This is a genomic window from Ammoniphilus sp. CFH 90114 (assembly GCF_004123195.1).
GTDB lineage: Bacteria > Bacillota > Bacilli > Aneurinibacillales > RAOX-1 > YIM-78166.
The window spans coordinates 22,668-29,774 of record NZ_SDLI01000025.1; the positions used below are offsets into that span (position 1 = coordinate 22,668).

Below are 7,107 nucleotides of genomic sequence, written 5' to 3' on the forward strand. Positions count from 1 at the left end.
TTTTTTGCGCGTTGAGAGTCCTTACAACGAAGTAAGATGTTATTGTAAATAAGATTTCTAAAGGAGCTGGATAAAATGTTAAAGTTACTATTTCGCTTTGTTGTTTATATTGGTATTTTCATCCTATTGGTTGGAGGAATTGGAACGTACGGGGAATTCCGCTCTCAGAAAAACTTCTATGGAAACATTCGCCAAGAAGCTGTTCCTTCCTTAGAGGGAATGCAAAAGCCTCAACATGATTCAGCGAAACCCACCGTTGCTGTCATTTTAGGGAACGGAACAACAGAAGGTCTTGACTTCACCATTCCTTATCAATTGTTTTCCATGACTGGAGCTTACAATGTTTATGCTGTGGCTGCAGACGATCAAGTGAAATCTTTAACCGGTGGCTTGGACGTGATGCCCCATTATTCGTTTCAACAATTAGATGGATTACTAGGTAAGAGCCCTGACATTATTGCCATCCCTTATATGACGAACGCAAAAAACGAAGAACTTGTTACCGACTGGATTCTAAAGCATCAAGATACGACATTATTAAGCATTTGTGCTGGAGCAGGTAATTTGGCAGCAACCGGATTATTAGATGGGAAGTTAGGGGCGACTCATTGGCAGACCATGGGGTATCTAACAAAGGAATTCCCTGAAGTGAAATGGCAAGAGGATAAACGATATGTAACGAATGGCGAAAACATGGTTTCCTCTGCAGGCATTTCATCAGGAATTGACGCCACGCTGTATGTCATCTCGAAAAAGCTAGGTGAGCCGGTGGCAGAGAAAGTGGCGAAGGAGATGAACTATCCTTCCTACCACTTCGTAAAGAATCCGACAGTAGACCCCTTTTACAAGGATTGGCGCTTCTCCACCTACGTATTGAACAATATGTTTCAGTGGAACAAAACAGAGGCTGGGGTGCTGCTTTATAACGGTGTGGAAGAAATGGCCTTGGCCTCCGTATTCGATATTTATTCAGACTCCGGAACGAGTGAGGTACATTCCATTACCAGTACGGATGCTCCCGTAGTTACAAAACACGGACTGAATTTAATTTCCAGATTTACAATGTCAGATGCACCCAAGCTAGATAAAATGATCGTTCCAGGAATGAAGGCAAGAACATTGGCAACAGATGAACTTCATCAATGGAACGAGGTAGAGAATACGAAAGAACTTCGCTTCGCCCACAGTGACTCTCCTGATCGTTTTATCTTTGAAGTTCAGCTAGAAGATTTAGCCAAACAAGAAGACATTCTAACCGCTAAACATGCGGTGAAACGACTCGAATATCGTGCGACGGATATCCATCTGGAAGGGAATGCGGTTCCGTTTGAAACTTACTTTAACCTTCTACTAACCGTGTTCGTTGCCTTATTGATTGCAAGTTATATCGATAGACGATTCATTTTAAAGAGAAACATGTCAAAACAGTCCATGTAAGGGACAATTGCCCTGGATTTCTTTTTCGAAAATGTGGAAGTGGTAAAATTAGAAAGGAGCCCGACTTGGGCTCCTTATTCTATCGACACTCTATTGACAGGAAATAAATACCATTGATAGAATAAGGGAGCATGGACTTATTATAAGGGGTGATCTTATGAGTAAAAAGGTGTTAATCGTTTCAGGTGATGCTGTAGAGGCGCTAGAAATCTATTATCCATATTATCGATGCATAGAAGAAGGCTTTGAAGTGGTTATTGCTTCCCCTACGCGAAAGACGTTACATACGGTGTGCCATGATTTTGAACCACATAGCGAAACCTATACGGAAAAGCCTGCCTATCGTCTCGAATCTCATATGGCTTTCTCTGAAGTCAACCCCGCTGAGTTTGATGGTCTAATTATTCCCGGTGGACGTGCCCCCGAATATATTCGGTTGAACGAACATCTGAAGTCTATTGTCTCTCATTTCTTTATCGAAGGGAAGCCTGTCGCTTCCATTTGCCACGGTTCTCAGGTATTGGCTCTAGTAGGAGAGTATATCCAAGGAAAAGAAATGACAGCTTACCAGGCTTGCCGTCCGGATGTGGAAGCATGCGGAGCTCTGTATAAGACAGAGACGCTGCATGTGGATGGAACTCTGGTTTCTGCCCATGCTTGGCCAGATCTGCCCGGTTTCATGAGAGAATTCATGAAATTGATGAAATAGCTTTACTATAATAAGATAAGATCAGAGGGTGTCCCTAAAGGTGAGGAAAACTTGCCTTTAGGCGACATCCTTTTCTTTAGAAATGAAAGTATAAAAGATGTATGCCGAATTAAATGCAGAACTAGAGAGATATTGGACAGTATAGCTGAAAGAAAGAGGAGGGGAGGGTCAGCGTACGCTTGTCCCTAAGATCCAATTCTCCCGTTCCGAACTACCTCCGTCATCATTTTCGCGTTCGGATATTCCACTTCATGATAGAGTGCGACGACCTTATCTAGGTCATAGGCCACTCGTTGGATGGAGGTAGTGAAGCTAACTTCTTGAATATCAATTAGGCCATAGGAAGCTTTTGGAAGTCCATCAAAGGGAAGGCCTACGCTCCCTATATTCATAATTACCTTACCGTTAATGTATCTAATATAGGGTTTATGAATATGAGCATACACATAAATCTGAGCATCCCGAGAACTCAAAAACCGACGTTCAAATACCGCATCTTCAGCATGAGGAGCAATGACATCAAATAAACTATCCGGTGTCGCGTGGAATCCATATATTTCTGTCCCCTTGATGGTACAGTGAATGAGTTAGGCAAACTTGCGAGATACTCCATATCTAATGGTTCCAACTTGGAAACAGTCCACTCTCGTTCGTGATTCATGAGCTCTATCAATTTTTCCGGAACCTCCCCAGCCCGAACCCCTCGAACCACCCATTCATCGGCATTCCCTTTGATCACTTCCGTATTCAACCCACGAATGAGCTCCAGTGCTCGTTTAGGCTCTGGTCCTCGATAACAAAGATCACCCAATACATATATCTTATCTGCATCCTGCTTCTTTATATCATCTAAAACTGCCTCAAGCGCAACGGCATTTCCGTGAATATCGGAAATCAATGCAATCTTCATCGTTTTTTCCTCCCTGAGATCAAACTTCTATAGGAATTTATAGTAATAATTTTATTATAATGAAATGCGCTTATTAAACAAAGTCGTGCTTTATTGATCTTTATGAGTAAAGAAGTTCTGGAAGAAGTAACCTTTAGGAATGGATCTACGTCTATAAGTATGGAGTTAGGCTAATATTTCTGTAGGAAGAGTTTAGGGAGGAAAAATGTTTAGGTTGGTTTATATATTTGTTCTACTTTGGTTAGGTTTATTAACCTCTATACTATTTTTTGCTAATGATGAAACTCGAGTGGGTGGAGCGTTTTCTTTATTCATTGTATTAAGTATTTTAGGGTTAGTAGGTCTACCTTTGATTTTTATCTGCATTTATTTATTCCTGTGGTTCAAGAGAAAAAATATATCATTATGATAAGTGGATATCATTTTACGTGCTGCATAACGAGCCATAGACTCTTTTTTTCTCCTATTGGATTCGGTATGATGAGGGAAAGAAACTGTGGAATAAAGGGGGAGCTCAGATCACCTTGTCATCTCATACACATCTTTACTTTAATTCGAGTATTGGGATTCAAAAACCTGAAAATATCATTAATCGAGGAGCCTCTTGTCCTTTTTGCGAAAGAGAGAAGCTAAAAGACATCATTGATCAAAAGGGAGAGATCATTCTCCTTAAAAATAAGTATCCAGTGCTGGAGGAAACTTACCCGTTAGTGTTGATTGAAACAGAGGATTGCGACTCGGAGCTCTCCCTTTACCGTAAAGATCACCTATTTCAATTGATTGATTTTGGTGTGTCTCATTGGCTTCGACTTTTAGATAGCCATGAATTTCGCTCCGTCATTTTCTTCAAGAATCACGGACCTAAATCGGGAGGATCCATTCGTCATCCTCATATGCAGATTATCGGGCTCAACCATATGGATAGCAACCGCTTAGTAGAGCCTGCCCACTTCGAAGGAATACTTATTGCAAAAAGCCATCACGTTGAATGGAACCTCTCCACCTCGCCAAGAATGGGCTTTTACGAATTTAATGTGGTTTCCGAACAGGGTGAAACGAAGCAAATGGCGGAGTTTATCCAACGCACTTGCCATTATATTTTGAACCATTTTTATAGATGCGATAGCTACAATCTGTTCTTTTACCAAGTTGGAGATAAGTTAATCGCTAAGATTATTCCTAGATTCGTTACTTCTCCGTTATTCGTGGGCTATTCGATTCCCCAAGTGGCCATGAATCTTGAAGATATCGTGAGATCTGTTCAGAAGTTATATGTTTGAAGAGCCGACTGCTATGAGGATAGAATCTAACTCAACTCCCCACCTAAAGGTGGGGAGTTTTTCTTTTCTGGATGGACTTGCTGAGTAGCGCTGTAATTTTGCAAGTCATCCCATTATTTTTGCATGTTACTCTATTATTTTTGCAAATAATATAGATAAAAGTTTACAAGATCTTAACATGTAATTTACAAAACAATAATATAATAGAGATTCAATACATCGTAGGAAGTGTATAGAATGGATAAAAAACAAATAGAACAGATCGATTTAACAAATCCATCTTATTTTAATAATCGGGAACTCAGCTGGTTAGGCTTTAATAAGCGAGTTTTGGAAGAAGCTATGGACCCGCGAAATCCTTTACTCGAGCGATTAAAGTTTCTTGCTATTTTCAGCTCGAATCTAGATGAATTTTTCATGGTACGCGTAGCGGGCTTAAAGGATCAAGTAGATGCCGGGTTTCTGTTTCCTGAAGATAAAGCTGGTTTGACTCCTAAAAAGCAACTAGCCAGCATATCTAAACTTAATCATCCGTTAGTCAAGCTTCATTATAATACCTATCATAGCCTGATGCTCCAGCTGCAAAAGGACAACATCCACCTTTTGAAAATAAACCAACTCAACGATCAGCAAATAGGAGTTCTTGAGCAATTGTTTGACAACCTGATTTCACCTGTTCTAACCCCTTTAGCGGTCGATGCTTATCATCCGTTTCCTATTTTGTTGAATAAGAGTATTAATATCGCGGTTACATTAAGAGAGTTGGACCATAACGAGAAAACGGATAATCAAAAACGGGCCTTAGTTCAGGTCCCAAGAGGGTTAGAACGCTATATTGCTCTAACAGATGAAAACTCTTACGAAGTTAAATTTGTCCTTCTGGAAGAAGTTATTCGACATTTTTTATACAAGCTGTTTATCGGATATGAAGTTTGTTCTGTAACGACTTTTCGGATTACGAGAAACGCTGACTTGGCACTGCATCAAGAAGGGGCAGAGGATCTACTCAAGGTCATTGAAGAAGAGCTGAAAAAACGCAAGTGGGGGAGAACGGTACGCCTTGAAGTCGAAGAAGAAACAGTGGATGATGAGACGATTCAATTTTTGCTAGAAGAATTGGAGATCCATGAAAAAGATGCCTATCGCGTTCATGGACCGTTGGATTTATCCTTTTTATTTTCATTCTACAGTAAAATAATCAAGGAAAGGGAGCATCTAGTCTATTCTCCCTTTATTCCGCAGCCTTCCGTTGATTTTAAGCTCGGGGACAATATTTTTGAGATCCTTAGCAGAAAAGATATCCTTCTTCACCATCCCTATGAATCCTTTGACCCGGTCATCGAATTTGTGAAGCAAGCAGCCAAGGATCCTTCTGTTCTTGCTATTAAGCAGACCCTATATCGGGTCAGCAAGGATTCACCGATCATCGAAGCGTTGAAGGAAGCTGCGGAAAATGGAAAGCAAGTACTCGTTCTTGTGGAGCTGAAAGCACGCTTCGATGAGGAGCATAATGTTCATTGGGCAAAGGAACTAGAGAAAGCTGGATGCCATGTTATTTATGGTATGACAGACTTAAAAACGCACAGCAAGATTATTTTGGTTGTTCGTCGAGGTCAAGACCATATCGAGCGCTTTGTCCATTTAGGAACAGGAAATTATAATGAATCAACAGCAAAGATTTACACGGATTTTGGATTATTTACATCACATCCTGAACTTGGCATGGATGCCTCTCACTTCTTTAATTATCTAAGCGGATATAGGGCAAAGCCATCTTTTTACCATTTTTCCATCTCTCCACACGATATTCGTGCGCATCTAATCAGGTTGATTGATCAAGAAATGGCATCTCATGAAAAGTGGGGCAATGGACGAATCATTGCCCAGATGAATTCCTTGACGGATAAAACCATGATTATGAAGCTCTACGAGGCTTCACGTGCGGGGGTAAAAATAGATTTGATCGTGCGTGGGATATGTTGCTTACGTCCAGGCATAAAGGATATTAGTGACAATATACGGGTGAGGAGCATTGTAGGCAGATTTCTTGAACATAGTAGAATCTTTTACTTTAACGATAATGGAGAAGAAAGGATCTACCTCTCTTCCGCTGATTGGATGACTCGCAATATGATGAAAAGGGTAGAGATTTGTTTTCCTGTCCATGATGAAAGGCATAAGGAAAAGATCAAAGAAGCATTGTTGCTCCTCTTGAACGATAACGTCAAAGCAAGGGAACAAGACCTGCAGGGGAATTATCATTATGTATCTAGACAAGCCGATGAGCCTGAGATCAATAGCCAGGAACAATTATGTAAAAGGGCGTTTCAGGCTGCAGAAGCCATCGAATAAACTTAATAACACGTTCATACTTGCTTAATGTTTTTGTTTTAAAATAAGAAATGACAACACCTTTAAATGGCTATCCCTTCTTTTAACCGCTAATTTCTAGCGGTTATTTTTCTTCTAATGACGACAGGACGGCCAACGGAAACATAATGCTAGGTGCTGGAGTTTGGTCTGCAATCCCTCATTGAGAGGGATAAGTTGCACCATGGCTTAACGCAGTACCCGGAAAAAGAGCAAAGTAGCGACTTATGGTGACTTTGTTCATGTTATTGCGGACCTGCGGTTCGTTATTTTGAGATATTGGGTTGGTTTTCAGAGGATGACGGACATTGATTCCATTATTCTTCAGTTTAAGAGGATTTTTTGCTCATATATAGTGAATTAAGGGATGCTATCGGCTTAGCCCCCTAAGTTTGGACACT

6 protein-coding genes are annotated in these 7,107 nt (G+C 40.6%); 4 read left to right on the top strand and 2 right to left on the bottom strand.

Annotated elements, in window-relative coordinates; all coding sequences use genetic code 11:
• The first annotated feature begins 75 nt into the window (after window positions 1-75).
• Both EIZ39_RS24880 and EIZ39_RS24885 read left to right on the top strand, forming a co-directional pair.
• Complete coding sequence (locus EIZ39_RS24880) at window positions 76-1,437, top strand: DJ-1/PfpI family protein (RefSeq protein ID WP_129204036.1); 1,362 nt, start codon at window positions 76-78, stop codon at window positions 1,435-1,437.
• Window positions 1,438-1,594: 157 nt separating this feature from the next.
• Window positions 1,595-2,146: a DJ-1/PfpI family protein gene (locus EIZ39_RS24885; RefSeq protein WP_129204038.1), complete on the top strand. Its 552-nt coding sequence runs from the start codon at window positions 1,595-1,597 to the stop codon at window positions 2,144-2,146.
• Between the two features lie 185 nt (window positions 2,147-2,331).
• Here EIZ39_RS24885 and EIZ39_RS27825 read toward each other — a convergent pair whose 3' ends face one another.
• Both EIZ39_RS27825 and EIZ39_RS27830 read right to left on the bottom strand, forming a co-directional pair.
• The gene (locus tag EIZ39_RS27825; protein ID WP_368666363.1) at window positions 2,332-2,730 is read right to left on the bottom strand and encodes a metallophosphoesterase family protein; all 399 of its coding nucleotides are present in this window, start codon (window positions 2,728-2,730) and stop codon (window positions 2,332-2,334) included.
• Window positions 2,616-3,056 (bottom strand): metallophosphoesterase family protein, encoded by a 441-nt coding sequence (locus tag EIZ39_RS27830; RefSeq protein WP_368666362.1) that lies wholly within the window; start codon window positions 3,054-3,056, stop codon window positions 2,616-2,618. Before EIZ39_RS27830 ends, EIZ39_RS27825 begins: the two co-directional genes overlap by 115 nt.
• 524 nt (window positions 3,057-3,580) lie before the next feature.
• Between EIZ39_RS27830 and EIZ39_RS24895 the strand changes: the two genes are divergently transcribed.
• Complete coding sequence (locus tag EIZ39_RS24895) at window positions 3,581-4,336, top strand: DUF4931 domain-containing protein (protein WP_129204040.1); 756 nt, start codon at window positions 3,581-3,583, stop codon at window positions 4,334-4,336.
• Between the two features lie 237 nt (window positions 4,337-4,573).
• The gene (locus EIZ39_RS24900; RefSeq protein ID WP_129204042.1) at window positions 4,574-6,688 is read left to right on the top strand and encodes an RNA degradosome polyphosphate kinase; all 2,115 of its coding nucleotides are present in this window, start codon (window positions 4,574-4,576) and stop codon (window positions 6,686-6,688) included.
• Window positions 6,689-7,107 lie beyond the last annotated feature (419 nt).

Excerpts from the sequence above, each read along its gene's own strand:
- EIZ39_RS24880 (WP_129204036.1), top strand. The coding sequence starts at position 76 with ATGTTAAAGTTACTATTTCGCTTTGTTGTTTATATTGGTATTTTCATC.
- EIZ39_RS24885 (WP_129204038.1), top strand. The coding sequence starts at position 1,595 with ATGAGTAAAAAGGTGTTAATCGTTTCAGGTGATGCTGTAGAGGCGCTA.
- EIZ39_RS27830 (WP_368666362.1), bottom strand. The coding sequence starts at position 3,056 with ATGAAGATTGCATTGATTTCCGATATTCACGGAAATGCCGTTGCGCTT.
- EIZ39_RS24900 (WP_129204042.1), top strand. The coding sequence starts at position 4,574 with ATGGATAAAAAACAAATAGAACAGATCGATTTAACAAATCCATCTTAT.